At 62.2% G+C, this 24,292-nt stretch carries 22 protein-coding genes and 4 pseudogenes; 9 read left to right on the forward strand and 17 right to left on the reverse strand.

What is annotated here, in order from left to right:
- Positions 1-254: 254 nt before the first annotated feature.
- Positions 255-950: a thermonuclease family protein gene (locus ACFZ8E_RS25505; protein ID WP_405044211.1), complete on the forward strand. Its 696-nt coding sequence runs from the start codon at positions 255-257 to the stop codon at positions 948-950.
- Between the two features lie 337 nt (positions 951-1,287).
- Here ACFZ8E_RS25505 and ACFZ8E_RS25510 read toward each other — a convergent pair whose 3' ends face one another.
- The 14 genes and pseudogenes from ACFZ8E_RS25510 to ACFZ8E_RS25575 all read right to left on the reverse strand — a co-directional run.
- A complete protein-coding gene (locus tag ACFZ8E_RS25510) occupies positions 1,288-1,755 on the reverse strand; it encodes a prepilin-type N-terminal cleavage/methylation domain-containing protein (RefSeq protein WP_405044212.1) in 468 nt (155 codons plus the stop codon).
- Positions 1,756-1,757: 2 nt separating this feature from the next.
- Positions 1,758-2,222 carry a type II secretion system major pseudopilin GspG gene (gene gspG, locus ACFZ8E_RS25515; RefSeq protein ID WP_405044213.1) on the reverse strand — a complete coding sequence of 155 codons (465 nt, stop codon included), beginning with the start codon at positions 2,220-2,222 and terminating at the stop codon, positions 1,758-1,760.
- A gap of 15 nt (positions 2,223-2,237) precedes the next feature.
- Complete coding sequence (locus ACFZ8E_RS25520; RefSeq protein WP_405044214.1) at positions 2,238-3,464, reverse strand: type II secretion system F family protein; 1,227 nt, start codon at positions 3,462-3,464, stop codon at positions 2,238-2,240.
- A gap of 1 nt (position 3,465) precedes the next feature.
- Positions 3,466-3,972: a prepilin peptidase gene (locus tag ACFZ8E_RS25525; RefSeq protein WP_405044215.1), complete on the reverse strand. Its 507-nt coding sequence runs from the start codon at positions 3,970-3,972 to the stop codon at positions 3,466-3,468.
- A gap of 808 nt (positions 3,973-4,780) precedes the next feature.
- The gene (gene gspM / locus ACFZ8E_RS25530; protein WP_405044216.1) at positions 4,781-5,341 is read right to left on the reverse strand and encodes a type II secretion system protein GspM; all 561 of its coding nucleotides are present in this window, start codon (positions 5,339-5,341) and stop codon (positions 4,781-4,783) included.
- Entirely contained in the window at positions 5,338-6,453 is a 1,116-nt protein-coding gene (locus tag ACFZ8E_RS25535; RefSeq protein WP_405044217.1) for a PilN domain-containing protein, read from the reverse strand. Before ACFZ8E_RS25535 ends, gspM begins: the two co-directional genes overlap by 4 nt.
- Positions 6,454-6,472: 19 nt before the next feature.
- Positions 6,473-8,143, reverse strand: coding sequence for a GspE/PulE family protein (locus tag ACFZ8E_RS25540; protein WP_405044218.1), 1,671 nt, complete (start codon positions 8,141-8,143; stop codon positions 6,473-6,475).
- 225 nt (positions 8,144-8,368) lie between these two features.
- Positions 8,369-9,394, reverse strand: a complete 1,026-nt coding sequence (locus ACFZ8E_RS25545) for a hypothetical protein (protein WP_405044219.1) — start codon at positions 9,392-9,394, stop codon at positions 8,369-8,371.
- A gap of 71 nt (positions 9,395-9,465) precedes the next feature.
- Positions 9,466-10,203, reverse strand: a complete 738-nt coding sequence (locus tag ACFZ8E_RS25550) for a heme-binding protein (protein WP_405044220.1) — start codon at positions 10,201-10,203, stop codon at positions 9,466-9,468.
- 239 nt (positions 10,204-10,442) lie between these two features.
- Complete coding sequence (locus ACFZ8E_RS25555; protein ID WP_405044221.1) at positions 10,443-11,276, reverse strand: type II secretion system protein GspK; 834 nt, start codon at positions 11,274-11,276, stop codon at positions 10,443-10,445.
- Positions 11,273-12,028: a type II secretion system protein J gene (locus ACFZ8E_RS25560; RefSeq protein ID WP_405044222.1), complete on the reverse strand. Its 756-nt coding sequence runs from the start codon at positions 12,026-12,028 to the stop codon at positions 11,273-11,275. Before ACFZ8E_RS25560 ends, ACFZ8E_RS25555 begins: the two co-directional genes overlap by 4 nt.
- The gene (locus ACFZ8E_RS25565; RefSeq protein WP_405044223.1) at positions 12,018-12,521 is read right to left on the reverse strand and encodes a prepilin-type N-terminal cleavage/methylation domain-containing protein; all 504 of its coding nucleotides are present in this window, start codon (positions 12,519-12,521) and stop codon (positions 12,018-12,020) included. The genes ACFZ8E_RS25560 and ACFZ8E_RS25565 overlap by 11 nt, the downstream gene beginning before the upstream one ends.
- 4 nt (positions 12,522-12,525) lie before the next feature.
- Positions 12,526-14,643 (reverse strand): type II secretion system secretin GspD, encoded by a 2,118-nt coding sequence (gene gspD, locus ACFZ8E_RS25570; RefSeq protein ID WP_405044224.1) that lies wholly within the window; start codon positions 14,641-14,643, stop codon positions 12,526-12,528.
- A 1,005-nt stretch (positions 14,644-15,648) separates the two neighbouring features.
- Positions 15,649-16,233: pseudogene (locus tag ACFZ8E_RS25575) on the reverse strand (IS630 family transposase); the annotation flags it as partial.
- Between the two features lie 46 nt (positions 16,234-16,279).
- Here ACFZ8E_RS25575 and ACFZ8E_RS25580 point away from each other — a divergent pair.
- Positions 16,280-16,702, forward strand: a pseudogene (locus tag ACFZ8E_RS25580) (IS630 family transposase); the annotation flags it as partial.
- Positions 16,703-16,749: 47 nt separating this feature from the next.
- Here the strand turns inward: ACFZ8E_RS25580 and ACFZ8E_RS25585 are convergent.
- A pseudogene (locus tag ACFZ8E_RS25585) lies at positions 16,750-16,953 on the reverse strand (DUF4113 domain-containing protein); the annotation flags it as partial.
- A 43-nt stretch (positions 16,954-16,996) separates the two neighbouring features.
- Here ACFZ8E_RS25585 and ACFZ8E_RS25590 point away from each other — a divergent pair.
- The 5 genes from ACFZ8E_RS25590 (at position 16,997) to ACFZ8E_RS25610 (ending at position 19,848) form a co-directional block, all read left to right on the forward strand.
- Positions 16,997-17,257: a hypothetical protein gene (locus ACFZ8E_RS25590; RefSeq protein ID WP_405044225.1), complete on the forward strand. Its 261-nt coding sequence runs from the start codon at positions 16,997-16,999 to the stop codon at positions 17,255-17,257.
- Positions 17,254-17,433 carry a hypothetical protein gene (locus ACFZ8E_RS25595; RefSeq protein WP_405044226.1) on the forward strand — a complete coding sequence of 60 codons (180 nt, stop codon included), beginning with the start codon at positions 17,254-17,256 and terminating at the stop codon, positions 17,431-17,433. The genes ACFZ8E_RS25590 and ACFZ8E_RS25595 overlap by 4 nt, the downstream gene beginning before the upstream one ends.
- Before the next feature lie 184 nt (positions 17,434-17,617).
- A complete protein-coding gene (locus tag ACFZ8E_RS25600; protein ID WP_405044227.1) occupies positions 17,618-18,304 on the forward strand; it encodes a class I SAM-dependent methyltransferase in 687 nt (228 codons plus the stop codon).
- A 232-nt stretch (positions 18,305-18,536) separates the two neighbouring features.
- Positions 18,537-18,869 (forward strand): hypothetical protein, encoded by a 333-nt coding sequence (locus tag ACFZ8E_RS25605; protein ID WP_405044228.1) that lies wholly within the window; start codon positions 18,537-18,539, stop codon positions 18,867-18,869.
- Between the two features lie 173 nt (positions 18,870-19,042).
- Positions 19,043-19,848 (forward strand): IS5 family transposase gene (locus tag ACFZ8E_RS25610; RefSeq protein ID WP_405041835.1). Its coding sequence is split into 2 segments (ribosomal slippage): positions 19,043-19,373 and positions 19,373-19,848, totalling 807 coding nucleotides; the frame shifts between segments, so codons are not numbered across the junction.
- Between the two features lie 16 nt (positions 19,849-19,864).
- Here the strand turns inward: ACFZ8E_RS25610 and ACFZ8E_RS25615 are convergent.
- A pseudogene (locus ACFZ8E_RS25615) lies at positions 19,865-20,815 on the reverse strand (IS481 family transposase).
- Between the two features lie 203 nt (positions 20,816-21,018).
- Entirely contained in the window at positions 21,019-22,005 is a 987-nt protein-coding gene (locus tag ACFZ8E_RS25620; protein ID WP_405044229.1) for a class I SAM-dependent methyltransferase, read from the reverse strand.
- 727 nt (positions 22,006-22,732) lie between these two features.
- Here ACFZ8E_RS25620 and ACFZ8E_RS25625 point away from each other — a divergent pair.
- Together ACFZ8E_RS25625 and ACFZ8E_RS25630 are read left to right on the forward strand one after the other, a co-directional pair.
- Entirely contained in the window at positions 22,733-23,122 is a 390-nt protein-coding gene (locus tag ACFZ8E_RS25625; RefSeq protein ID WP_405044230.1) for a heme utilization protein, read from the forward strand.
- A 728-nt stretch (positions 23,123-23,850) separates the two neighbouring features.
- On the forward strand, positions 23,851-24,264 hold the full coding sequence (locus tag ACFZ8E_RS25630) for a hypothetical protein (protein ID WP_405044231.1): 414 nt from the start codon (positions 23,851-23,853) through the stop codon (positions 24,262-24,264).
- Positions 24,265-24,292: the final 28 nt, after the last annotated feature.

Genomic DNA, 24,292 nt, shown 5'->3' on the forward strand with positions numbered 1-24,292 from the left:
TCAGCCCCTCAAGCGACGGCCTCCAGCAATTGCCCCGGGCAGCGGGCCCCGGGCTCCAGCGATCAGGCCAGCGGACCGCGCCTTTATCTTGTCGAGGATCACGTCGAGGGAACTGTCTGGCCGCTGCTGCACCTGTGCCGTGACCGGCTCGCCGTTGTTGATGACGTTGCCCTTAGCAAATGCGGCGTTGGCGTTCGCTGGTGTGCGAGTGGACACCACTCGACAGGTCGTCGGCGACGCGTAGAGTCCTTTGCATGCGTCACCCCCTGCTTACCGCCATCGTCATGTTGCAGGGCGGGGGCGCATTCGCTGCCGAGCCGATCGTCGGGCGTACCAGCGTCACCGATGGCGACACGGTGGTGATCCATGGCACCCGTATCCGTCTCTTTGGGATCGACGCGCTGGAGAGCGCTCAGGTGTGCGAGGACGCCGCCGGCAAGGAGTATCGCTGCGGACAGGTCGCTGCCCTCGCGCTGTCCGATCGGATCGGCGAGGCACCAATCTCATGTGAGCCCCGGGACACCGACCGCTACGGTCGCACTGTAGCCATCTGTAGGAAGGGCCCTGAGGACCTGAACGCCTGGATGGTGGCGCAGGGCCATGCCGTCGCGTTCCGGCGCTACTCGAGCGAGTATGTGGGACAGGAAGCGCAGGCACGTGCGGCCAAGCGCGGGATCTGGGCTGGCACGTTCGAAGACCCAGCGGGCTGGCGTAGGACACGTCGAGGTGGAGCAGCAGCGCGAGCGGCCGACGAGCCGACGCCGGCCGGATCGAATGCCTCGATGACCTGCACGATCAAGGGGAACATCTCGGCCAGGGGCAACCGGATCTACCACCTGCCAGGGACGAGCGCCTACACGCGCACCGTGATCGACGAGCAAGCCGGCGAGCGCATGTTCTGCTCCGAGGACGAGGCGAAAGCAGCCGGGTGGGGGGCACCGCGCGGATGAGATGGATCCAGAGGAGGCAGCGTTCAGACGCCAACCATGAACCAGAGTTCGACGCCCACCCAATTTGATCAAGGTGCGCCCATCGAGACGCTCGCCGGCGACGTAGCTCGAGCGTGAAACAATCCACTACTTCGCGCCTAACTCGACCGCATAAAGAATGGCAACGACATCTCTAAATTCGACATCAGATGCAACTGCTCCTGCAGAACTAAGAACGACAGCCACTACGCCAAGCGGGCCAAGCCCGCTCTCGTTGTCGATAATCGTTGCGACACTGGTACCTCCAGGGCCGGGCTTTCCATCTGCACATGACTTGACGTCCTATCGACCGGTACGATCACCGAACTGTTCCATCCCGTAATTCGTGGTCAAAGTCTGACGTGATCACCCTCACGCGCCCGAGCTTGATTGTATGAATTGTCAGCCACTTTGCAGGGCTAATTTCGACCGTGATCGACATACGAATGGGTTGCCACCGAACCTGCTTCTCGGGCCGATCGGATGCACGGTTTGGCGCTTGGACAGCCTGGTCATCGTTCACATCGATGATCGGCATCAGGCGGACCTCAAACCGACGGCTGCCCTCCACACCAGACCGTCCTCCCATACTCATGTCCGCGTCCGACAAGGGTTCGGCGAGGAGGCTCCGTATCAGCCAATCAGGCGCTACACGGTCTGCAGCCTGGGCCGTGGCGCCGCGGGATTGCACGAGGCTTCGCTGCACGACCACGGTGGCGCCCGCGACGATCGCGAAGGCCACGAGGGCCTCGATCAGGGTGAAGCCGTCGCGGCCCGCCCCCCGCATCCTCATTCTCGGCTGACCGTGTTGCCGTCCCCCCGCTGCCCGTCCGGCCCGAGGGAGATGATCATGTAGGGAGCTGCCTTGCCGGGCACCCGGTACTCGTAGGGTCGCCCCCAGGGATCAACAGGGACGGATGCCTGCTTCAGGTATGGGCCGCTCCAGTTCTCGGCCGAGGTCGGCCGCTGGACTAACGCCTGCAACCCTTCGCTCATGTTCGGGTAGCGGCCGTTGTCGAGGAAAAACAGGTCGAGAGCCGACGAAAAGGATTCGATCTGTAGCTTGGCGGTGCGCTCGCGCGAACTCGACAAGTATCCGAGCACCCGTGGACCAGCAAGCCCCATCACTAGCCCAAGTATTACTAGGACAACGAGTAATTCAACTAATGTAAAACCTCCATGGCGGTCGCGATCTCGACTCCGATACTGGTGGCGTGCTGCCGTCTGGTGTATTTTGGCTCCCAACCAATCCATCCTCACCCCCTCGCATCAGGCCAGCATGTCATTGATGCTCATCAGCGCGGTCATTACCGAGATAATTAGCCACGCGATGAGAATGCTGACGAATATCATGACGGCCGGCCCCACGACAGAGATCAGTCTGCCAAGAGCCGCATCCAGCTTAGTCTCGTAAAACAATGCCACCTGCTCGGCGCTGGCGGCCAATTCACCGGCCTCCTCGCCAACGCGCAGCATCTGCACGACGTGGCGCGGGAAGAGCTGGCGGTTGCCGAGGGTGTCGGAGAGGCGCCGGCCCTGGCGCACGCCCGCAACGATTCCGTCGATCTCCGCGCCCGCCCGGGGCATGCGGACGACGCCGCGCATCAGCCGCAGGGCGCTGGAGATGTCGACGCCGTTGCGCACCAGGACGGCGAGCGTCCGACAGAACGTCACCGTGAATTCGCTTTGGAGCACGCCATGCGCGCCGGGTAAGCGCGCGAGCAGAGCAATCCAGAGGCCGTGCTCCCGCCCGAGCCGCGCGATCACGACACCTGTGACCAAAAGAAGGGCTAGCGCGATCACCAGTGAGTCAAGGTTTCGATTTAGGAAAGCCGACATGTTAAATACGATAAGGGCGGTCGGATCGATTCGGTCACGAAATCCTTGCAGGGCGACCTCAAATTTCGGGATCAGGTAGATCAGTACGAAGACGAGAACACCGAGCGCCGCCACCACGAGGAAGACGGGATAGGAGATCGCCGAAATGAAGCGCTTGCGCAGGCGCTCGCCCCTCTGTCGCTCTGTGACCAGAGCCGTGAGGGATACCGCGAGCGAGCCAGAGGCCTCGGCCGCCTCGACCATCTTCACGTAGATCGGCGAGAACATGCGCGGATGCCGGGCCAGCGCCTGGGAAAAGCTTTGCCCCTGGCCGAGGCTCGCATGCAGATCGCGCAGCACCTGCGCCAACCAGCGGTCGCTCGCGAGCTGAGCGAGGATCAGCAGCGCCTCGTCGAGAGCAACTCCGCCGCGCAGGAGCATGGCGAGATCGAGTGTCATCGCCGTGATGCCGACCGGCGAGGGCTCGGGCTTGAGGAGGTCGCGCCAAGTCCGCTGCCCGGTGGAGCGCGTCGGGGCCGCCTGCGCCGAGATCGGCGTGCAGCCGAGGCGTTCGAGATGCGCAACAACGTCGGCTGGGGTCTCCGCCTCCATGCTGCCCGAGAGGATCTTACCCACCGGATCGATGGCCCGGTACTCGAAGCTGAGCAGCGCGCCCATGTCAGCCGATCCCTGTGAGAGCTGGGGCCTGAAGCTGCGGCAGGCCAGCGCTCAGTAGCCAGACGAGGCAGAGGCAGGGCGCCAGGAGCGCCCCGTAGGCGAGCTTCTTCGGCTCGGGCGAGGCCTGACCCCGCCCGCGCAGCCACAGAGCAACAGCGAGACCACCGAGGCTCGCGGCAAGCACGGTCCAGGCGAAGCCATCGGTGCCAACGAGGATGCCCCCGGCAAGGGCGAGCTTCACATCGCCGAAGCCGAGGCCGTCGTAGCCGCGCCAGCGATAGAAACCTTCGCGCAATAGGAAGAACGCGGCTCCGCACAGCAATCCGTCGAGGGCGGCGAGCCCAAGGGCGGTCAGCGGCGGAACACCCAAGAAAGCCGCCTCAGATAGTCGCGCAGCGAGACTCAGCACGCCGAGGGCGATCAAAGCCACATCAGAAATCGTGTACGTCGCGAGATCCTGCCACGCGATCTGCGCCGCGACGAGGGCCAGGCCCGTGAGGATCAGCAAAGCACAGGTCGGCCCGTGTCCGAGCCACGCGGCGCCAGTGACGCTTATGACGGCAAGCGGTGGGAGGAAGGGCGCGAGGAACGACCGGCTCATCGCTCGCGCTGCCCTGGGGTCGGTCGGAGCCGCGTTCCGGGCGGCGTGGTCGCCGCGAACAGCCTGTAGGTCTGGACCTGATCGCCCAGGCGGATCGTCAGATGCTCTGGCCCGATTTCACTGACGGACCATCCATCGATAGGGTCGCCTGCGCGCAGTACGAGGGTCGGACCGCTTCCACGCCGCACGAGGCCCGCCGCGTTTTCTGGATCCTGGACGATTCCGATAAGGCGCAAGGCGGGAGCGGAAGGCGGCAAGGCCGCGACCGGGACCACGACTTGCGCCACCGGAGCCGTGACAGGCTTATGGGGTCGGCGCGAAGACGAGAAGAGCGGTCGCTCGCGTACCGCCTTCAACGCGGGGAGCATGTCTGCCAACGGATTCAGTTCGGAGGCAACCTTTTCGGCGGGACGCTCGGAGAGCCGCGGTCGCGGCAGTACCGAGCTCTGCGTGGACGGCTGCGTGAAACCGCCCTGTCGGGGCGCTGAGCCGGGCCCCATCACCGTTCCAATGCCGCCGCCAGGCATCGTCGGCATGACCGGCGGGCCAACCGGATCGGCTGTGGCGGGGGCGTCGGGCAGAATCTGGCGAGCGACGCCCCAGGGGGTCACGGGCTCGGCCCAGGCAATACCATCAACGACCGCGAGCGCTGGGATTGCCGCCGCCAGGATTAAGCGAAGAACGCGTGCGCACCGGCTGGCGAGCCCTGCTCTCATCACGGCTGCCCCCTCTTGCGGTAGCTCCGAACCGTAAGGGTGATACGCAGGCGTGGATCATCGGGGAGAACGGAAGACTCCCGCCGCTGCTCCAGCCGGGCGTCGAGGCCGGCGACGCGTAGGAGCGGCAGGCCGCCCTCCACGGCCGCGAGAAGGTCCACGAGACGGTCCTGCACCGTTTCGAACGTGGCACGGACGGTCGCGCTGAGGGGATCCTCCGCCGGTGCATCTTCATCTGCCCGCACCTCAATGAGGCGGCTCCCGGAGCGCTCGATCAAATCGACCACCCGCGTCTGCAATTCGGCCCGTGCCAGAGTCGCAACCGTGGCGCCGAGATAGATCCGGCTCATGTCGAGGGCTGGCGGCCGGTCGGCGGTCAAGGACCGGACCCGCCGCTCGATGTCGGCCACGCGTTCGGCCTGCTCCGCCTGCGCTGTTCGAGCCTCAGCCCAGCGCAGGATGTTGGCAACCGTTAGCGCCGCGAGGAGGCAGGGTAGCGCGACGAAAACCACGAGGGCGGTCGGCCTGACCCAGCGGGCGGGAGCGGTGATGGCGATCATCGCGGTCCCCGGAACGGACGCGCGGGATCGACGCCAGGCCCGCGTCCGTCCCCCTGTAGCGCGCCGGGTCTTTCCGCCGTGATCTCGAACAGGTCGCGCCCCGAGGCGTCGCGCACGACCGGGGCGGCGAACTTCACGCCGGTCAGGCCTGCCTGTCCTTCGAGCTGCTTGATCAGAGCCGGCGCGTCGCTTGACCGTCCGGCGAGGCGTATCTTCCCAGAGTTTAGGTTGATCTCCTGGAGCACCGTGTTGTCGGGAATAGCCGCGCTCAGACCGTCAATAAGGACGAGAGCGCTCGCATCGCGATGCGCTTCGATGAGTGCCCGCTCGTGCGAGGTCCCGCCCCCGCGATGAGCCTGAAGACGGCTCCGCAGGGCGGCGAGAAGCGTCGTAGTCTCAGCCTGCTCGGCTTCGGCCTCTTGCGCGACCCACGCGCTGGCGAGGCATGCCGCCGTTAGCGCGGCAGCCGTGGAAACGGCGATCCGGCCGACCCGGCGCCGAAGAAACCGGTCGGCGGTGCCGGGACGTCCCGCATACAAGTCGATGCGCGGGGGGGCGTCGATTAGATCCTCAGCGCTTCCGAGGGCCGTCGGGACGTAGCCTTTGGCAGTAAGACGTTTAAGAACCGGCGCCAGACGATCCGCCGACGTGGCGAGGAGGTCGACCACGAGCGTGCCATCCGTCCGCTCCTCCGGGGACACGGCGAAGCCATGCAGCACCTTGTCCATGCGCCAAGGCGTAAGGCGCTCGAGACGGTGGGCGATGATGGATGGAAGGTAGGCGCGCCCGGCCGACGGCAGGGTGAGGCTGCGGCGCAGCATCTGGTCGGCCGGTAGGCGCAGGTCGATGATCGCGAATCGGCCCGGCGTGGCCTCGGCCACATCATCGAGGGGGCCGACACGGACGAGGGTACCGCGTCCGGCCTGCTCGTGCAGGACGAACGTCCCGTCCTCCGGCACGATCACCACCCGCCGCTGTGGGACGATGCGGGAGAGAAGCGGCGCGATTTGCGCCAGGAAAGCATCGAGCAACTGCTCGGACACCCACCCAGCGGCCGCCCATGCCGGCGCGAGACGGGCCGCCATCGCTTGCCGGACGAGCACGAGGGTCATCGCGCCCTTCATGCTAGGCTCAGGCCGCGACACGCATCACCTCTTCAAGGGATATTAGGCCCTCGGCCGCCTTTCCGATTCCATCCTCAAGCATCGTCGTCATGCCGCCGGCACGAGCCGCTTCGAGGATCCGCATCGGATCGGGTTCACGGCGGACCAGGTCGCGCACGGCGCCATCAACGGGCAGCGCCTCGAAAAGTCCAACGCGCCCCCGGTAGCCGGTTCCCCCGCACGACGGGCAACCAACCGGAGCATGCAGGTGCAACCGCTCAGGCGGCGCGATCCCTCGTCGCGCGCAGATCTCGCGGAGGAGTCCGGCGCCGCGCTCGTCCGATATTCGGCAACGGGCGCAGAGGCGCCGGACGAGGCGTTGCCCGAGGACGCCGCGCAGAGCGGAGGCGATCAGGAACGGCTCGATCCCCATGTCTGCGAGACGGACCACCGCGTCGCAGGCACTGTTGGTATGAAGGGTCGTCAGAACGAGGTGGCCAGTGAGCGCTGCCTGGATGCCGATGCTTGCTGTCTCACGGTCGCGCATCTCGCCGACCATAATCACGTCCGGATCGTGCCGCAGGAAGGAGCGCAGGGCGCTGGCGAAGGTCAACCCGATCGCCGGCTTTACCTGCGTCTGGTGGATGCCGGGGATCTGGTACTCGACCGGATCCTCGACGGTGACGATCTTGCGGGCCGGATCGTTCAACAGTGAGATCGCGGTTGCAAGCGTCGTCGTCTTGCCGCTGCCAGTAGGTCCCGTGACGATGATGACGCCGTGCGGCTCGGCCAGCATTGCCTCGAGGGCGGCGCGGTCGCGGCCGGCGATGCCGATCCGCCCGAAATTAAGGATCTGCGCATCCTGCACGAGGATGCGCAAGACGGCCGTCTCTCCATATAGCGTTGGCATCACCGCCACGCGCAGATCCGCCTCGACGGAGCCGACCCGGATTGTTGTGCGCCCATCCTGCGGTAGGCGGCGCTCGGCGATGTCGAGACCGGCGAGGATTTTCACGCGGGAAATCACCGCCGGCGCCATGCCTCGTGGCATGTTCTGCTGCAGTCGCAGCAGTCCGTCGATCCGGAAGCGGATGCGCAGCTCTTCCCGTGCTGTCTCGATGTGGATGTCGGTGGCCCCCGCATCGAGGGCGCGGGTGAAGAGGTCGTCGATCGCCCTCACGACGGGCGCACCGCGCGCTAGATCCTGCAGGGTCTCGATGTCGTCGAAGAGACCGACGTCAGTTGCGCCGTCAAGGTCGACCTCCCCATGCAGCGGGTGGTCTGCGGTGTCGTCGCGGGTGAGCAGATCCGCTATTTCCTCAAAGGAGAGCACAGCCAAGGCGGCTCGCTCATCGAGGGCGAGCCTCACCGCTTCGATGGGCTCGGCTTGCGTAGGATCTGCAGTCAGGACGAGGGCGCCCTCCGCCGTGCGCACGGGATAAAGGAAGGTCTCCTGCAGAAAGCGCCGGGACAATCCCTTGGTCAGGGCCGGCAGGTCCACGACCGCGTCCCGGCTGGCGCGGGGCACACAGTGAAAAGCGGCCACCGCATCAGCAAGCTCCTCGGCGCCGATATCACCCTGTCGCCAGATCGCTTGGGCGGTTACGGCGCCGACGGCGGCAACCGGCAGGCCTCGCATCCGGAGGAAGTCCGTGAGGGAGAGGTCGGCGGCTGATTCGAGGCGAATTTCCTCACCCACTCGCTAATCTCCGACCTGGCTCCGAAAGCGTTGGAATTAACGATTTTTAACTCAACAATACCTAAGCCGCAGCACCGCTTGTCTCCCCAAGATTAGAAATCTGCTCCTCGTGGCCGGAATGCAACAAGTTGCGCTGCAATATCAATTTGCTTGAACAGATCGAGCCGCCGGAGACGTCCCAGTCAAGGAATAGAAGCGGACAGAACAAATTTCACGGCTTGCAGCTCAGCTGCCGAAAGAAAGAGCTTCCATCTGCCGGCCAAATTTATCGTGTTCAAAATCCGCAGGAGGGATCGTCACCATGAAGCGCTCGGCGATCTCGGTGAGGATGAAATCAGGGCGAAGCTCTGAGGCGTGGGACCAGTCGACCGTCGTTGCCCAGAAAAAGTACACCTCGTGAAATGTCTCGGCGAACATCGCTGTTAGCGTACCGACATGGGGCAGGAAGGCATGGTGGGCGAATGAATCCCCGCACAGGATGATCCGGCGTGGATCGATACCGGGTGCCTCGTTGCGGAACACGGCCTGCGTTCCAACACCGCCCCCGGTGGCGCCGCGCTCAGTGAGGATACGGTGCAGGTAGGCGTTGACGTGGACACGCTCGGCCGTGCGCGGATACGTCCAGGCCAGCAGAACCTCGCTCCGGTGCGTCGGAAATTTGGTCCCGAGGTCCCCAGATAGCGAAGCGAGCGCGGGATCGGCCGGAACAAGGCGGACCTGCGGTCGAACTCCCATGCGCGCGCAGATGCTCAGGTAGGCGCGATGGCAGCCAAGCAGGGACCAATGCGAGTCCGTCTTGAGGTAGAGGCTCTCGCGGTCCGGATCACTGCGATACGACGTGCTTAGGTCGATCAACGATCCCCACGCGAGGGAATTGCGGAGCCAGCGGCGCAGTGCCAGCGACGGCGCGCGGTCGGGATCGACCGGCACGTCGGAGTGGTCGGCGAGGATCGACAGCTTCTCGGGGACCGCCACGTGAAAGTACCGCGCGCCGACACCGCGCGCGCGCCGGACGCGATCCTCCAGCAGGCGGCGCCATGCCTGGAAATGCTGCGGCGGGAAGGCGTCCTCCCGGTACTGGTCCAACACGTTGTTCGATCCGCCAACGAGGAAGAGCCAGCCGTCGCGACCTATATGCACGATGTCTTGCACAATGTTCCATTTCAGCCGCCCGCCCCGCGAACCCGCCGCCGAGCCACCGGCACGGCGACAGATACGGGTCTTGGTGTTCGACCAGGGTGGACCGGACATAGCGACTCTTGGATCGTCGCGAAGCGTCACAAGGCCGCGGCTGAAATATGTCCGCTGGCCTTTCCACCGAATCAGCTGTTGGTCGATTGGCCCTGAGTGCCGGCCGAGTTCGGGCAGTTCGGATGGCCGCCCGTCGACGGCGTCGCGCCATTTACGAGGGTGATCGTGTCCGTCTCCGGGCCGCGAAGATTGAGGACCTGCCGGATGCGCCATGCGACCGAATGATCGGCGCAGGCAGTGTCCCCGGACACGCCGATCGCACCGACGGCGAAGTTGCCGGAATAGAGCGCAAGGCCGCCACCGAAGGTGATCGTACCGCCGATCCGGTAACCGAGCATCGGGTCCTGTGCGGTGCCGAACTGGAAGTAGTCACCGTTGTAAGCTTTCTCGGCCTGCAGGACGTTGCCGCCCTCGAGGCCGAAAAGCGGGTTGCCGCCGCTCGGCGACGGCTGCGCGAAGCCGTAGAGCTGCGCGGTTGAGAGCGGGCCGCGACCTGCCGTAACGCTCAGGCTAAATGCGTTGGCGGTGTAGGCCTTTGCGGCAGCGATCTGCCGGCTGCCGAGCCACTGCGAATCGATCGCTGCACCTGAATACGCGACGGCGCAAACATTGCCGGAACGATTGACGGCAACCGCCCAGAAATCGTTGTTAAATCCCGTGGAATCGGCAGCCGCCGCCTGCGTCACCGCCGTTTTCAGTGCATCGTAGCTGATGGGGCAAGCGACCTGTGCTTGTGCCGACGAGATTACTCCCAAGCATCCGGCCGCAAGGCATGCCGCGAGCAGCCCCTTCTTCGCATATCTTTGCATGATTTGGTCCTCTCAGATGATTCGGAGCCGCGCCCAATTCGCAGCTCCAAGTAAATGCTCGATTATTTTCTCAGATATTTCAAGGGCAATATTCAGCATATAGAGAGAAATTCATCTACTTGTGGTCAGATCGCACGGATTTCAGCTTAAAAATAGGAGTTTCCCGCGAAACAGCCTTCCGACTGCCGCGATGGATGTACGTATCTGCTCCTCAACGCAGAGCGAACGGGTCGCTGAACTTAAAACACGGGTTCGTACGCGGTTGTGTAATAGAGTGCCTGCTCCTGAGAGGCCTTGACTGTGGTCAGCCGAATGCGCTTGCGCGACTGTGCGTTCGTGGTTGCATCCAGAAGGATTCGGAAGCAGCGACTGGCCTTGACGGCAAGGTAGGCTTGCTGGTCGCGAAGCAGGTTCGCCAGATCCTCAGCCAGCCGGTCGGTTGGAGCTTCACGCAGCCGCAGCACGCGGTCGATGGTCTGCGGCATCAAGCCGGGAAGGGCGTACAAGACTGTAACGGGTGCGGTCGCGGGGGCGATCTTTCCTTGAGGGTTCAGTACAGTCACAAATTCGGACAGTGCGACTGCATCGGACGCGGACAAGCCGGGTAACCAACGCAAATCGCCGATCGAGCGGAAGCCGGGCTCCCGCCGTTCGCGGTTCGCGCCAGTTGGCGGAAAACGCTTGCGCCATGCCACTACCTTCGCGGCAAAAACCTCCGGCTCGATGTCAGCTAGACCAGCCGCCCGGTAAAGTCCTGCGAGTAGCAAGGGCGCCGACCCGTTAAGGTCGATCTTCCCGGCCTCGTCCTCGACGGTGACTTGCACGACGCCGTCGTCTAGGCGGATCTCCCGGCCGTTCACGCGGAAGGCCGGGCGCTTGAGCTCGTAGAGTTCATAAGCGATGAGGGCCGCTCCGGCCTGGATCAACCCTTCGAGCCGCACCTGCTCGGACGCGGTTAGAACCGAGTCGACTTCGCCCCTAACCGCAAGGCTGAGGGTGCCAAGCAGCCCTGTCAGCAGGGCTAGTACCGCCAGCACCGCGACAACGATGAAGCCATCCCTCCCGCCCCTCATGGCTTTTGCCTCTGAAGCGCGTTGACGATGGCTGCTGTGCTGACCCCCTCGTCGCCCTCCCGGTCGGCGGGGCGGCTGCAGAAGCCCTCCGTGGGAGCGGCGCAGCCCGATTCGGCCTCTATGCGCAGGGCGACGCGCAACGATTGAGTGATGAGGCCGGTCTTCGGATCTTCGAGCGAAAGGCGTACGGCGACTGGCATTGCGTCGGGCAGATCCCATGCGTCCAAGGCGATCTCAGGCGTCTTAACCGTCGCGGCGACGATATAGGCGAAGCGCAGGCGGGAGGGGCCACGGTGCAGAAGTTGGGAAGATTCCGGACTGAGGTCGGCGATTTCCCGCGCGATGGGGGGAAGCGCTGCTTCGGTGCGGAAGACTTCGCCGCCGTCCGGTGTGACGGCGCTCTGAAGCTGTACGATCCGAGAAGGGGCCGCAGCGGACCCGATCGGCGAATCAGCCGCGAACAGGAGGCTGTCCGCGCTGCCGACGAAGACGAAAGGCCGGGCCTCCGGCCGCCCCGCCCAGCGCAGACGTTGAGCGAGCTCGATTTCTCTAGCGAGTGCGGCTAGGCCCCGGCGGTCGGCCTCAGAAGCCTCTACGCGGCCGATGATAAGCCGGGCATGGCGGGATACAACGTTCGTTAGCGAATAGAGACCGACTAAGACTGCTCCGCTGATAGCCAGCGCCACCAGCGTCTCGGCGAGGATGAACCCGGCTTGGCGGTTGGCCTCGGGCAGAATTCGGTCAAGGCGCATGGCGCGCCTCACTACTATGCACCACGATGGCGGCGCTGATCGGATCAATCCGCAGGACCAAGTGTTGCTCCTGCGCATTCAGCAACGCAATCTCGCCCCCCTGCGCATGGCCGTCGGGATCGAACCGAATGCCTGCCGCGAGCGCGTCGGAGATCACCATCCGGTAGTGCGGGGGAAGCACAACTACGTTGTCGCCCGAGCCCGAACGAACGGCTCCTGCATCGCGGTCGATACCGCTTACGATGGGCCGGCCGCCACGCAACGCCGCGTTTCGGTCCGCTCGCAGCAGGACCGCGATGCGCGATGTTGTGGACCACAATTCGCTCGCTCCGCCAGTTGCAGAGACCCGAGGCAATGCGAGACCGGCCAGCAGGCTGACGAGCATCAGGACGAGCATCAGCTCGATAAGGACATAACCCTGCTTCGAGTTCGAGGCGGAAGTCCCTCTCGCAGTCTTCATCCTGATCGCATGGTTGGCACGGGACCAGAGCATCGTGTCAATCTTTGTAGACAGGAGCCTGGGGACGTGCCCCACGGCGGACGCTGGCATCAAGGAGCTTGTCGCGGTAATTCTCCGTGACAGCCCGGGCATCGCCGGCATTGCGCACGACCACCGGGCGTATGAAGATCACGAGTTCTGAGCGCTCGGCGCCGTTATCTGTCGAGCTGAACAGTGCGCCGACATTCGGGATGCGGTTCAAGAAGGGGATGCCGTCGCGCTCGCGCTGGCGTTTCTCGCTGATCAGGCCGGCCAGCAGCACGGTCTGTCCATTTGCAACGGAGATCGTGCTGGCAACGCGACGCTTCGAGATCGTTGGCGTCAGCGTATCGGCAGCCGAGACGACGGCGGAAATCTCCTGCTCGATCTGAAGTGTGACTGCGTTGTCCTGCCCGATGCGGGGGATGACGTTGAGAATGATGCCCGTGTCGCGGAACTCAACTTGGTTGATCAGTGGAGCGTTCGAGACTTCGACGCTCTGCGCTTGGCGGGTGGTGATCGGCACCGCATCGCCGACCTGTAACGTCGCCGGCTGGTTCTCGACGACCACGAGCGAGGGGGAGGATAGGATCTTCACGTCGGTGAAGCCATCGAGCGCGGACAATACGATGTCCGGACCGGCATAGCTTCCGCCAAGGAAATTGAAACCACCCGTCGCAGGCTTGATGATGTTCGGTGCAGCGGAGGCCGCCGCGCTAACGAGACCGAACGATCCCTTGTTTTTCCCGAGGCCGATCCGGCTGCTATCGAGGTAATATTGCACGCCGTATTTGAGCTGATCCGTCAGCTTCACTTCGGCGATGGTAACATTAATTGCTACTTGCGGCGGCATACCGTCGAGCTGGCGCAGCGCGGCGTGGATCTTCCGATAGCTCTCGCCATCCGTGTAGACGACCACCGCGTTATTCGACGGATCGACGCTGACCGCCACGCGGCGCGCCTGGCTCCGCTGCGTCAGGTCTAGGAGCCCGCCCGATTGGCCGGGCCCCGCCGCATAGGTCTGGCCCCCGCTCGCTGTGCCGCTGGCGAACGTGTTCCCCTCGTTAAAATTGGCGGCGAAGCGCGCCTTAAGCAGATCTGTACCGCGCGAGTCGGCCCCAGACGTGCCCGTTGCTCCCCCGTTCGGTATGCTAGATCCCGCCCCGCCTAGCCCGGAATTGAAACTACCGCCGGAGTTACCCAAGCCGGAGCCGCCCGCCCCGGATCCGGCCAAGCCCGACCCCGTCAGACCGGGCGAGGACGACCGTGACGGATCGGGGCTCGTCCCGCCCATGCCGCCCTGGCCTGAGCCAAATAGGTTGTTCACCACCCTCGCGAGGTCGCGAGCATCCCGGTAGCGTGCCTTGTAGATAAATACATTGTCCTCAGCCGTCTCGTTCGCGCTGTCGAGCTTCCGGATGTAGGTTTCAGCCCGGCGGATTAGGTTCGGATTCTTCGATGTGACCATGATCGTGCGCAGCCGCACGATCGGCTTGAATTGGATTAGCCCGGCCCCGGTACCGTTCTCACCCGTATCAAAGAGTTGGGTCAGTTCCGCCACGATGGCGTCCGGCCGGGCGCGGCGCAACTCGAATAGACTTACCGACTGTCCGCGCATCCAATCCGCGTCGAACGATAGGATTGCATTCACGGCCTCCTGCCGCCGTTGAGCTGGGCCCTTGACGATCATCGTGTTGCGCGCGACGTCGAAGCGCAATCCGTCCGCATCGGCGACGAAGCCCGAGACGAGGCGCGACATCACCGAAGCCGAAACATAGCGTAGCGGAACGATCGTGACGCCGTAGCCGGGTTCACCTGCACGGCCGAAAGTGACTTTTCCAGGACTTAAAGCATTGGGGGCTACCCGGTAGCCCGATCCAGCCCGTATCAAGGCAAGACCCTGCCCCGCTAGAGTGGTTTCTAGCGCAGTGAGCAATTCCTCCCGACTCAGCGGCCGGGGCGAGGAAATCGTGACTTGTCCGTTCACCTCTCCGGCGAGGGTATAGTTAAGACCGAGCGTCGTACTCAGGATGGCGTGAACGACATCTCTAATTTCGGCTCGTTCGAAATTGAGCCTGTAGCCGCCAACCGGTGCAGGAAGACCGACCTCCTTCGGTTCGGCATCATCCGGCGACACCGCTGCCGTAGTCTCCACCTCCTCGGGGCCGAAATGGAAGATACTTCCGGGCTGCCGATCGCTTGGAGCAACCCCTTTCAAGGACGAGGGAGAAACAGTCTTTGCTCTTGGGGCGCGAGTAGATATTTCCTTAGAAACCTCGTTTCCTAAATTAGCGCGCGAAAGATCTTCCGCAAATGCGGGAGAACTAAATATATTCGCGAAGAGATAAATAATCAGAGCGCATACTGGCATAAGAGACCTGAACGCTTCACGAAAGAATTAGAAATTTTTAACCAGCCTCGAGCCTGTTGGGAATATGAAAAACTATGCAATTTTCATTTTTCCTCAATGTTGATTTTTTTACCACATACCCAGTAATGAAAAATTCTTTCTTGAAGAATTATGATTTTTCAAAATATCGAAATCGATCTGACGAAATCAGTTGTGAAATCGCAGTTATAATTGCCCCCCCCGAAAGGTTTTTAGGGTAGGCAGAACCAGGCCGTTACATTGCGTGCTGCTTCATGAATTTTGGCGACCATCTGCAGTTTGGTGACCCCGGCCTTATTCTGTTTTACTGCCCAAATGAGTATTGAGCGGTGATGGCTCCGTTCATGCTCATGGGTCCGCTCGGAACTACCCAAAGGACGCTCGGCAGATCAACTCCGGCATCATGTAGGTCCTAACGTTGGGCTACCGCTTGCGTGATGCTGGGCAGCCTCCGCCCACGCACAAAGGCCTATAACCGCTTCAACCCTTAGTTGCCGCATGGGTTTGGCAGAGCTTGTCTGCCAAGATGTCAGTCGCTGGCCCTGCCCTAGGCGAGCTGATGTGCGGCTCAGCCCACGGGCGAGATCGGAACGCTCGATCCCAGATCGTGAAGCCGGCAGTGGCCAAGCCGGCGATCCCGCCTACCAGCTTGATCGTTTTGACCAACGCGCTGTCTGCCATCCGATCCTGCTCCCCCGGTAGGATACCGAACGGAAAACGGGGTGCCCTTTCGGTACACCCCGCTCCGCTACAGGGGGCGAGCGGATGGTCGGGGCGGGTGCGCTCCAGCGCCTGGATCTGGCTCTTCTCGTCGATGGACAGCACCACCGCGTGGGCGGGCGGGTCCATGTAAAGGCCAACGACATCCTCGACCTTGGCGGCGAAGGCGGGATCGCGCGACCGTTTGAATGTGCGTAGCCGATGCGGGTGGAGGCGGTGAGCATCCCAGATCCGCTGCACGGCGCGCAACGAGATCCCAACGGCGCGGGCCACGGCACGGCCGGTCCAGTGCGTGACCTCGCCCGGCGGTTCCGAGCAGGTCAGCGCCAGCACCTCGGCCACCGTCTCGGTCGAATGGGGCGGGGTGCCAGGCGGACGCGTCTTGTCGCGCAGCAGACCTTCGACGCCCGCCTCGGCGTAACGCCGTTGCCAGCGCCACACGGCCGGGCGGCTGACGCCCGCCCGCCGAGCAACGTCCTGGACGCTCAAGCGCTCGGCCGAGAGCAGGACCATGCGGGCGCGCTGGATGTGCTTGAGCGGACGGGAGCGGTCACCGACAAGCGTAGCCAGCCGGGCCGAGTCGCTCGGATCGAGAAGCACACAGACCGTCTGAGCCATTGCCCAGACTCGCATGCCTCACCGTGTGCGTGAATCCTCCGTCCGCGTCACTGCACTAGCGGGCACCGTGCTCGGCCGCTGCATGCAGCGCCACCGTAACGGTGAGTTCAACCGGTTCCTCAACGCCGTCGAGGCCGCCGTCCCGCCCGGCAAGGCGATCCACGCAATCCTCGACAACGTCGCCACCCACAAGCATCCGAAGGTGCGCGCCTGGCTCGCCCGCCACCCGCGCTGGACCTTCCACTTCACCCCGACCTCGGCCTCGTGGCTCAACGCCGTCGAGGGCTTCTTCTAGGCGCTGACCCGTCGTCGGTTGCGACGCGGCTCCTTCACCGGCGTCGTCGATCTGCAGGCCGCCATCAGACCCTACATCGCCGAGCACAACCAGCGCGCCAGACCTTTAGTCTGGACCAAACCCGCCACCGATATCCTCGCCGCCGTCAGCCGAGCCCCTGAACCATCCGTCTGAGTCAGTGCACTAGGTTCAGGCTCCGCTGGCGCTGCCATGATCCAATTTTAGGCCACCGCGATCGGCAGCTTGCCGACCTGCGTCGTGTAGCGCGGCGTGCGCATCTCGAACTTCGTGCTCCAGGTCCGCTTCCCGACGAGGCCGGCGCGAGCGGGGACGACGCCGCCGCAGCTGAACCGGGCGTTGCAGGCGTCGATCGCCACCATCAGCGACCCGGAGCGCGCGCTGTTGAGTTGCCCGATCAGGCCACGTTGGCGGGTGGCCGTAAGAGTTCAGCGCATCTACGATCGCCCGATGGCAGATCCAACGACCGGCGACCTCATCAAGGCCAAAACGATCGCTTCCGATGAGGTCAACGCCGCGGTCGATGTGTTCCTGACGGGTGGCGCGGTGCGCCTGTTCGGATTCGGAAGCGGCCACACGCTGGATCTTGCCGCCGCGGTGAAGGCCAGCCGCCATGCCAGTGCCACCTTGTCCGAACCCACGGCGAAGAATGGCGCCCGGCGATTGGCCGTACGGACCGCGATCCTGCTGGCACGGCCGACGGCGCCGTGAGCGACGACCCCTTCCACGAGGCCGTCGAAGCCCTGCACGCGATCGGTCGGACGGTCGAGCCTACGGGCGACGACCTGGGGTTGTGGCTGGTCGATGGCCACGAGTGCACCGACGGCGAGCTGATCGCGCTGGCGCATCTCTACGGGCTGGTCGAGGGGCCGAAGCGTGAGCAGTGAGCCACGACCCCTTCCGTGCAAAAAGCATAAGGAACCGCCTCCCGCTCTAACTGATCGGATCAGGCTTCCTGATGATTGTCGCCATGGAGGCCAATCGGAATTTTAGTGCTTTCGCAATACAACCCAACCAGCTAGAACTTCAAATCACATCAAGGCAGCGTATAAACTGCTGGAGTAAGAGATTATGGCCGACTTTCATTTTATAGAAGATTATGAGAAACACGTTGCTAATTTAGTGAAAATATATCCTATTGACGAAGCAATGAGTTTGGCCGTTGGGGGCTCTTATGATCATATTGGAGCAATAGAATGCAGCATTCTGCGATATGCAGGCCTCAAAAATGGGCAAAAAATTATTGATTTTGGCTGCGGCTCTGGAAGACTTGCAGTTCATGTTTCGCGTGAATTTGATATATCATATCTTGGGCTCGATGTCGTACAACAATTGCTCAATTACGCCAAAACCAAAACACCGAAGCATTATGAGTATCTACTGAATAGAAATCTCTCTATTCCCTCAAGCAACGAATCCGTAGACTGGTTCACGGCATTTAGCGTTTTTACGCATCTTCTCCATTCAGAGAGTTTTATCTACCTGCATGACATGTATAGATGCCTAATTCCTGGCGGAAAGGTTGTTGCATCCTTCTTGGAATTTGAACATATGCCGCATTGGCATGTGTTTGAGGCAACTGTAAATCAACAGCGTAATAGCACGACTCCACATTTGAACCAATTCATCGAAAGAAACCAATTTAGAGTATGGGCAAGCAACATCGGATTTTCAGAGGTCGAGTTTATTGATGGCAACGCTGCCCCTTGGAGCTCTGGCCATGCGCTCGGTCAATCAATAGTGATATTTACGAAATAACTCTACCTATCAATAATTCTTAATCGGTCACACACAGCCGAAGTGTGGTGCCAAAGCCGTTCTCGGGCATGCTGGCTGTCCGGCAAGCGCTGCACGGCTGATCGCCACGTTGCGCCTCCCCACCCGCGCCCCTTTCCCCGCCGGCTCACATCCAGCGAGACCCATGGCATCACCCGCACCGATTCGACCCATGCCTTCCGACGTCCAGGCCTAGCGCAATGCCCTCGAGGCTATGAAGCCCACGGTGCCGCCCTGTCCCAGCTTCTCGGCGCAGCGATGGCAGGAGATGCGCGACGCGGCGATCGACTTCCTCGACCGGTTCGGGGAGGACGTCATCGCTCATGGCTGGACGGCCACCGACCTGTTCGGCGTGCACCCGACCGTCGGCGTGGTCCGTGTCGACTACTGCGGCGCCCTGATGATCAACGCGCGCCGCGTCGAGGCGATAGCGACAATTGGATCCGCTACGGGAACCAGACATTCCGGCGGGACCGACCTGGGCGCCCCGTTGGCGTGCCGGTGTGGCAGGCCATGCGATAGGCAGCAGGCCCGTCCCCCGATCTGATCACGGAGGACGAGTTCTTCGCATGTGTCACCAGCGAACCGGTCCTGAGCCCGGCTCGCGAGCAAGGTGCCCGCGATCTGTTACTCGAGCGTCAACAGGTTGCTCGGCCGGCGGGCACGGCTAAGAGCGCCTAACAGAACGGCACCCTGAGCGTTGATGTGCGTTGGTGTTTCATGGCCCGCGCACTTCTTCCCGACGATCTCTGGGACGAGATCGCCCCGCTGCTTCCGCCTCCCCGACCCCGTCCGAAAGGCGGTCGACGGCCTATCAAGAACCGGGCGGCCCTGACAGGCATCCTGTTCGTGCTGCGCTCTGGATTGCCCTGGGAGATGCTGCCGGCCGAGATGGGCTGTGGCTCGGGCATGACGTGCTGGCGCCGCCTGCGGGACTGGCAGGCGGCGGGCGTCTGGACCCGCCTGCATCAGGTGCTGCTGGGGCGACTTTACGAAGCCGGCCAGCTCGACTGGAGCCGGGCCAGCCTGGACAGCGCGTCTGTCCCGGCGAAAAAAGGGGCTCTGCCACAGGCCCGAACCCGACGGATCGCGGCAAACCGGGCACCAAGCGCCACCTCGTCGTCGATGCCCGCGGCACGCCCTTCGGCCTGACCTTCACGGGGGCCAACCGCCACGACAGCGTGATGATGGCCCCGACCCTCGATGCGATCCCGCCCGTGGGCAGCGGCCGGCGCGGTCGCCCACGCCGCCGTCCCCACAAGCTTCATGCCGACAAGGCCTACGACGCCCGTGCCCGTCGCCAGGAGTGCCGCGCCCGTGGGATCGTCCCTCGCATCGCTCGGCGCGGGATCGACAGCAGCGAGAAGCTTGGGCGTCACCGTTGGGTAGTCGAGCGCACCCATGCCTGGTTCAACCGTTTCCGACGCCTGCCCGTACGCTACGAGCGCCGCGCCGACATCTACGAGGCCTTCACCAACCTCGCCGCCAGTCTCATCACCCTCAACCAAATCAGGCGGTTCTGTTAGGCGCTCTAAGTCAACGCTAGGTGTATGGTCCCGGGATGAGGTGTGACGGGTCGATCCTGAAGCGATTGGGCTCTTTCGTCCAGGCGTTCAGGATGAACTCGGTGGGTGTCAGGCCCCGCAGGGTCTTGAGCCGACGAGCGTGATTGTAGGCATCGACGAACAGGTGCAGATGCGTTCGAAGCTGGTCGTGGCTGTCGTAGTGGTAGCGCTTGACCGTCGCATCCTTGATGGTGCGGTTCATCCGCTCGACCTGCCCGTTGGTCCAAGGATGGTTCACCTTGGTCAGCCGATGCTCGATGTTGTGCTCGTCGCAGACGCGGTCGAAGATGTGCTTACTATCGTAGATGTCCTGTCGACGTGATGTGAACTGAACGCCGTTATCTGTGAGCACGGTGTGGATGCGGTAAGGCACCGCCTCAATGAAGTCGCGCAGAAACTGGGCGGCCTCCATCTTGCCGGCGCTCTCCACGAGCCGCACGAAGGCAAATTTGCTGGTTCGATCGATGGCTACGAACAGCCTGAGCTTACCTTCGGCCGTGCTCACCTCGGCGATGTCGATGTGGACGTAGCCAATGGCCTAGGTCGCAAAGCGCTGCTTCTTGGGTTTGTCGCCTTCGATCTCGGGTAGTCGGCTGATGCAGTGCCGTTCCAGGCAGCGATGCAGCGAGGATCGCGTCAGGTGCGGGATCGTCGGCTGCAAGCCATAGAGGCAGTCGTCAAGCGGCAGCAGGGTATGCCGGCGGAAGGCGACAATGATCGCTTCCTCCTCGACGGTGAGCACGGTGGAGCGCGGTTCCTTGGGGCCCATCCGGGCATCCGCTGTGCTCGTCCGTTTGCGCCACTTCTGCACCGTCGTCGGGCTGACGCCGTAGCGCTTGGCCAGCGCTCTTACGCTCTCTTCACGTAGCTGGATCGCGCGACGGACTGCCTCCGTCGTGGTGGCGCTTCCATGAAGAACCTGGCCCATAGCGCATCCCTCGCAGCATGGTGGTCAACCGTACCACCACACCGCGGGATCAAACACCTAAGGCGTGCTGGTTGCAAACAAGATCATAGACAACCTCCAGCTCCGGAGGCGCCATGCAAGCCGTATGGTCAACGCCGCGCGGTTGCGACAGGGCCTCGCAAACGCGCGCGGAGGTCGCAGGAAAGGCCGGATCGGGTCTGGTTTCAGGCTTTAGGCCCCAAAAAAGTGCGCCGGAACTGTGACTTCATGTGCGTGAACCACTTCGCTGATAGCTTTTTCGCACGAAGTGGTTTCTGCGCGATGCCCACTGCATAATGCGGAATACTAGCTGTCGCTCGATCTAGTAAAAGGCAAAGCTTAAGTATGTCACTGCCTTCTGGAATGTTCGTTAAAATGTCTCCGAGGCCGACGTGATAAACTGTGCCGCCAACGTGCTTGATAAGCGCGTTTGGAAAATAGTTATTCAATGCTGGAATGATTGCTTCCGCATCGACTGACTCACTTGGGTCGTATTCCATTTCTTCCAAAGTCGGGCGACGAAAGTGACGTGGCCAAGGATGTTCGGGATCGCGGGGATTGTGGAAACACTCGTCGTTCAGGCTGTTCCTGACCGCATTTATCAGCTCGACAGCTTCCTCAGTCCATTGGAAACGATTTGCTCCAACGAATTCTGTCATCAAGAACCAGGCGCCAGGACGCAGAATTTCCAAGCTCCAACGCACCGCATCGTCGGCGCTCGGCATGTGGTGAAGTGCATTGTCCCAGTAGACAAGATCGTACTCTTGGTTTTTAATATTATCGAATGCGTTGCCGTGAGCAAAAGAGACTTTATCTGATAGTCCCCACTCCTGAGCAATTTGCTTTCCCTGCTCAAGGGAGACAGAAGAAAGGTCGCATAAATGAAAATGTGAAACGACACCCGCTTGGATCAGCCGCATCTCCTTCGCGCCCGTCCCGCATCCGACGGAGATGGCCTTGGCGAGCGGCAAATGCGCCCCTGCCACTTGCTTGAACAGGTCGACTAATCCCGTGTTTTCGCCATCCAGGTATTTGCCACAGATACGAAAATTTTGGTCGCGGACGATTTGAAACGACTCATTCCACCGCGCGCGTGGGGGCATTTGTGAACGCCAAGCAGGCAATGCGTCCCAATGCCCCTCAGCAACTTTAACTCGATTATCAGCATCCATCGCGTTGCACTCTGAGGCACCCCTTCAAAAAAGGGGTCTCGTATAAATGAGGGTTTTTCGCAAGCCGTGCATCAGGCTGCAGCAGAGGCCAGATCTGCTTCGTTTCCAGGTTTTGTCAAATTCCGGAAGTTCGGAACAGAACTCAAGTCGCGAGTTCTCCTTGCACTCCGCGAAGAGAAGCGCGTAACCAGCGGGAGCGACACGGCCAACCTCCGACAACATCGATCAGGAGACGCTTGCCTTACAAACCCCAATCAGAGCGGGCTCTCAGTGATCGTCCACTCCCTCGATCCGTCAGCCGAAATGACTCCAACCTGCTCAATGAGACCCGTCTTCATCAGCCGGCGGATTTCCTAGTCCTCTTGCCATAGCGGCGTGGTCCGCGCTCCAACAGCTTAAGCCGCTGGTGCAGGCTCGGTCGCAGCTTACCCTCATGCCGTCGGCCACGCACGCCCTTCTCCGCTCTTGGAACTCGGTGCCCTTTTCTGAAATGCACCACCAGTCAGTCGGTCACCCTAACAGCGCAAGCAGCTCGTCGTCGGTTGGAAGCTGGCTCGGCCTATGCTGCAGTGTGTCGATCCACTCATCGATCTCGTGCCGGTCCCACCGCCTTACCGAACTGACTCGGTAAGCCGTTGAAGGAAGGCACTTCGGAAACCGTTTAGGCGGTCCAGTCGTATCCATAGCGTCCAGGCGGCTTCGACCGCTCAAGCGCGAAAGCTGCTGCATGTCTTGTACCCTCGTTTCCATCCTTGTCGTTGGCGGGGCAGTGGCTCTTCTCGTGCCCGCTGAAGCAGCCGAGAGTAAGGTTCAGGTACCCGACAAGTTCGATGGGTCGTGGAGCATCACAGCTGTCACCAAGGACGGGCCGTGCCCAGCGAGCACGAGTTATCTGGTGCAGATCAAGGATAGCGACGCTTCGGTCCCAGGCGACGAGATCAAGGTCGATGGCGGCGTCTCACAGCCCGGGACCGTGCAGGCCACGATCATCAAGGGAGCCAACAGGGTGCCAATCGCTGGAACGCTCGACGCCAAGGGCAGCGGTAGTGGGACGTGGCACACCAGCGGCGGCATCGTCAGCTGCAGCGGAAGCTGGAGCGCCAAACGTGCTGGGTAGCAGCTTGCCATTGAGTTGGAACAAGGGTGAACCCCGCGAGGAGGCAGGCCCGCCCGCCCCGATCTGATCACGGGGTGGCGGGTGCATCGTTCATCTCACCAGCGAACCGATCCTGAGCCCGGCCTGCCGGTAAGGTGCCATCGATTGGTTACTGGCAGGTCAACGGTATCCCGCTCGCGAATGATGACGGCGTGCTGCCCGGCTCTGTAGCCTCTGGTGATCATGCAATTGGAAGGGAGCTAGATGGTCTGGTGTAGCGGGGCCGCTAAGCGATGCAGCACCCAACCTGCTCCGCAAGGGATCTGACCCTCTCTAGATTGTTGCGGCACCGAGTGGCACCTGCGGTCGATCCAATTGCGTTCAAGGCCGCGCCTCGCTCCCGATACCAGCGGGCGAGCGACAACAGGCGTGCTACGCGATCTCCGGCAGGTAAGCTCATCATCTCGACAGCGGTAGGAATGCGGTAGTTTCTCATGCTGCCACTACGTCAGGTCGGTGCTTCAGGATGCAGCGGGTGATCTCAACCCAATGCAGTGAGGAGCGGCTCGTCTGCCCTGCGTGGATTTCAAGGACCGCCACGTCGTTGAACGCATCTGGGTTCGCCTTACAAAATAGGGGCTGGTGGGTCGAGACTGTGATGCGGCATGCCGGACACAGAGAGCGGTTGATCACGCCGCTTTTCATATGTCCTCCTATCTCGAAAACTCGGTTGGATCCGGTTAGATGGAATGAGAATTGATATTGAGTACAAGCGCCAGCGATGGGGGATTACATATTTGTTTTTAATTATATCCATAGCCACGCCGTCGGTGTCTGCCGAAAAGACAGCGGGCGTTCTATCACTGCGTAGGTTTGAGCTACTCGACAATCTATCAGGATCTCAAAGGTCATCTGAGCTAGATTTTTATCTTATGGCCGTCACCGACAGCCTTTCACTTTCAAACCGATATCTTGAGAACGATCGGAAGCCGAGGATTTTCTGTTCTGACCAACCAGTTTCAATCGATCAGCTTCGAGGCATCGTACGGGAGCGGATTAAATCTCTGGCAAAGCTGGGACAGGACGCCGAACAAGCCAAGGAGCGGACTGGCGTGGTGATCGCTGTCATTCAAAAGCTGCGCGAAACGTATCCCTGCAAGTAGCCCCGTGCTGCAAAGATCAAGCTTGGTG

Source organism: Methylobacterium sp. HMF5984, from assembly GCF_045033435.1.
In the GTDB taxonomy this organism is placed as follows: Bacteria; Pseudomonadota; Alphaproteobacteria; order Rhizobiales; family Beijerinckiaceae; genus Methylobacterium.